The organism is Kocuria sp. (assembly GCF_030536815.1).
Taxonomy (GTDB): domain Bacteria; phylum Actinomycetota; class Actinomycetes; order Actinomycetales; family Micrococcaceae; genus Kocuria; species Kocuria gwangalliensis.
In genome coordinates, this window is sequence record NZ_JAUNPE010000207.1 from 1 (window position 1) to 3,257 (window position 3,257).

A 3,257-nucleotide genomic window follows, 5' to 3' on the forward strand; every position below is an offset into this window, starting at 1 on the left:
CGAGCTCCTTGAAGGGTTCTTTGACCCCGCTCGTTCCCGTGAGCTGGTACTGCCAGTCATCACCGTTACCGTGCCAGGCCGACTCCACGAACAGGAAGTCCACCGGTTGCGCGGCAAGTTCCGACTTCCAGCCGTCTCGAGAAAGCGCAATCTGGTTCCACTCGTAATGGAAAGCCCGAGCGGAGAAGTCATCGAGGATCACGGCAACTGTGACATCCGAGCGAACCGGCGGACGGTCCGGCCATACCTGGGGCTGGAAACTCATGCTTTTCCGGAGTCCTTCGACCGCACCAGCTGAAGGCCCCGCGGGTAGGGACGCCCGACGGCGGTATTTGCGCCATTGCGCCACGCCCCCATTGCGTATGTGCCAGATCTCGGTTCTCAAGTTCCGCTTCGCCGGTGTGGGGGTCACCATTGCACCTCGTGGAGTTCGGTTGGTACGAATTCGGATTGGAGTTGTTCCTTGCGCGTGCTCGCGGCCACGTTATTGCCCGCCGCGAGGTCCTTCATGAAGGCCTCATACTCTGCAACCACGGTCTTTGGATCACCGTCCATCAAGAGGTCACCCTGATCAAGCCACACCACTCTGGTGCACATATCCCTGATTTCGGACATGGAGTGCGAAACAAACATCACGCAGCCGGCTTGCTCGCGAATTTCGGCCATGCGCTTTTGTCCTCGTTCACGGAATTGCGCGTCACCGGTGGAGAGGGCCTCGTCCAGAATCAAAATATGGGGATCCGTGGCGGTGGCCACGGCGAAACGAAGTCTGGCGGCCATGCCCGAGGAATATGCCTTCATGGGCCAGTGAATGGCCTTGCCCAAGGCGGCCACCTCCACCAGGTCGGGGAGAATTTCGTCCACCCGATCCGGGTGCATGCCCTGGGCTAGACAACCCAGTCGGATGTTTTTTTCCCCCGATAGCGCGGGCACCAGCGAAACATTGACTCCGAGCTTTACCGGGGTGTCCACCGAGTACACGCGGCCCACCGTGGGGTTCATCTGACCGGCCACGATGTTCATGAGGGTTGATTTTCCGGAGCCGTTGCGTCCGATGAAACCCACGAATTCTCCCTGGTGAATCGCGAGAGTGATGTCAGTGAGGGCTTGGTTCTTGACCACCGGTGGGCGGCCCAGTGCTTTCCGGGCCCACCGCACAGTGGCGGCCACCGGCACTTCCTCGCCCCCACCCGTGGAAGTGACGTTGTACACCATGGTCACGTTGTCGACGACAACGGCGGGATTAGTGAAGGTGCGTCCATGCCTACCTGCAGGGGAGGCACCTTCCCTTTGGCCTCTAGCGTTCATCCGCATACCTCTCCTCATCGCGCCAAAAGACCAGAAAACCAACCACGCAAAGGAAGATGGCCGCTGTAGTCAGGATCGCCCAAGAGTTCAATGGAGGAACTTCTGCTCGCAGAATGAGAGAACGTGAAATTTGCAATACCTGGTACAACGGATTGAAGTGGAACAAAGCTAAGATTCGTTCGTCACTCACGAAGCGCGAAGGATCGTAGAAGATACCCGATGCGTACATCCACAAGCGCATGAAGAATGACATCAGATTCGCAACGTCCGGTATCCGGTGGACAAGGGGAGCCAGCAACATCCCCAGACCCCAGTTGAAAATTGTTTGGAGGATAAATACGGGGATCACCAGAAGCCATGTCCAACTAACGGGTTCCAAGGGCGGAATAAGGAGGACCATGATGAACATGGCCACAATAGCCCACACCTGGGTCATGGCATCCCGTACGACGATCGACAGCGTCAGGGCGGCTCGAGGGAACATGAATCCCTTGACCAAGGCTTTTCCGGATTGCATGGACCGTGATACCGCTACAACGGAGCGTATTGAGTACACGAACATGATAAGGCCGATGAGAATATACGCGACAAAGTTATCGATTCCGCGGCCCGTGCGAAGAAGAAGACCGAAAATAACGAAAAACGTCAGACCAAGTAACGCTGGATTGAGAACGATCCACGCTTTACCCAAGAACGTGTGATCCTGGCTGACCGCCAACCGCACCCTGGCGTCGTACATGATGAAGTGTCTCGACCCCCATAGATCGCGCAGGTATTCGCCCATGGGTGGCCGCGCGCCAACGGCTCGCAGCCGATCAGGATTGAAGCGCTCCACCTTGGTGCGCTGCTCCGGAACGGTTCCGCCTACGGTTTCAGGCATGACCCCGTCCACGCTGACGCGAGTGCTCCCGTTGTCGGGGGAATCGTCCCAGGGAGCGGGCGATGCGGAGGCATCGGACGGCACGTTAGTCATGCGCTCGGCTCCTGAAGGTCTGCGACGTCGTCGACTAGTTGGGGGACATTTTCAGTCAATTCACCGTACCGCTTCACGGTCTCTTTTGCCGTCACCGCCCACGTGCGATTTTCCAGCGCCCAGTTGCGACCCGCGGTAGCAAGCCGTTGCCGGGTCTGCGGGTCACGCGCCAACTCGACCAATGCGGCCGCCAATGACACCGAATCATCCGGTGGAATCAACAGACCGGTCTCGCCATCGTGAATTATCTCACGCAACGCCGGCAGGTCACTGGCCACCACGGCGGTACGTGAGGCCAGCGCCTCGACCGGCTTCAGCGGCGTCACCGCCCGCGTCACCGTGCGGTCCTTACGCGGCACCGTGAAGACATCGAGTGATCTGAAATACTCGACCGCTTCGGATCGATCAACTCGTCCACAAAACCTCACGTGTTCCTGTAATCCCAGGTCGGAGACCAATTGTTGCAGGCCTGGCCGGGCCACGCCGTCACCCACGATCACCGCGAGGACGGACGGCACGCTTTCACGAGCAATGTGCACGGCACGCACCAAATCGTCCAGGCCCTCGTAGTCCACCACCGAGGTCACGGTTCCCACCAGGAACCTGTCCGCGGGTAACCCGGTACGACGCCGCGCGCTCGCCTTCTCCCCCGGCTCCTCCGTGAACGGCCCGCCCACGCCGTTGGGCGCCAGGCGCACCGGCAAGGACGGGTTTCCGCTGATGGACCGAACGCGATCGGCCATGTGCGTCCCCAGGGTGACCACGTCATCGGCGGAGTTCAGCGCCTGGGCCTCCCGCGCCTGGAAGCGCTCGTAACGGGCGGATGTGAGGGCCGCGGGTGAGCGCGTGGCCGCCCACGTGTCCGCCAGCAGCCCGCGGACTTCGTAGACCCATGGAATCCCCAGCGCCCCCGCCACGGCGCGCACGGCCAACGCGTTCACGTAATGCGTGGTGGTGTGCAGGACAGCCGGGCGAA

Annotated in this window: 3 protein-coding genes and 1 pseudogene; all 4 read right to left on the bottom strand. The window is 60.4% G+C overall.

Features of this window, described 5'->3' with window-relative positions:
• Window positions 1-265 (bottom strand): annotated as a pseudogene (locus Q4E95_RS12150) (glycosyltransferase); the annotation flags it as partial.
• A 143-nt stretch (window positions 266-408) separates the two neighbouring features.
• A complete protein-coding gene (locus Q4E95_RS12155) occupies window positions 409-1,215 on the bottom strand; it encodes an ABC transporter ATP-binding protein (protein ID WP_303383554.1) in 807 nt (268 codons plus the stop codon).
• An 82-nt stretch (window positions 1,216-1,297) separates the two neighbouring features.
• Window positions 1,298-2,281, bottom strand: coding sequence for an ABC transporter permease (locus Q4E95_RS12160; protein WP_303383555.1), 984 nt, complete (start codon window positions 2,279-2,281; stop codon window positions 1,298-1,300).
• On the bottom strand, window positions 2,278-3,257 hold a 980-nt coding region (locus Q4E95_RS12165; RefSeq protein ID WP_303383556.1), incomplete at its 5' end, for a glycosyltransferase family 4 protein. The genes Q4E95_RS12160 and Q4E95_RS12165, both read right to left, overlap by 4 nt.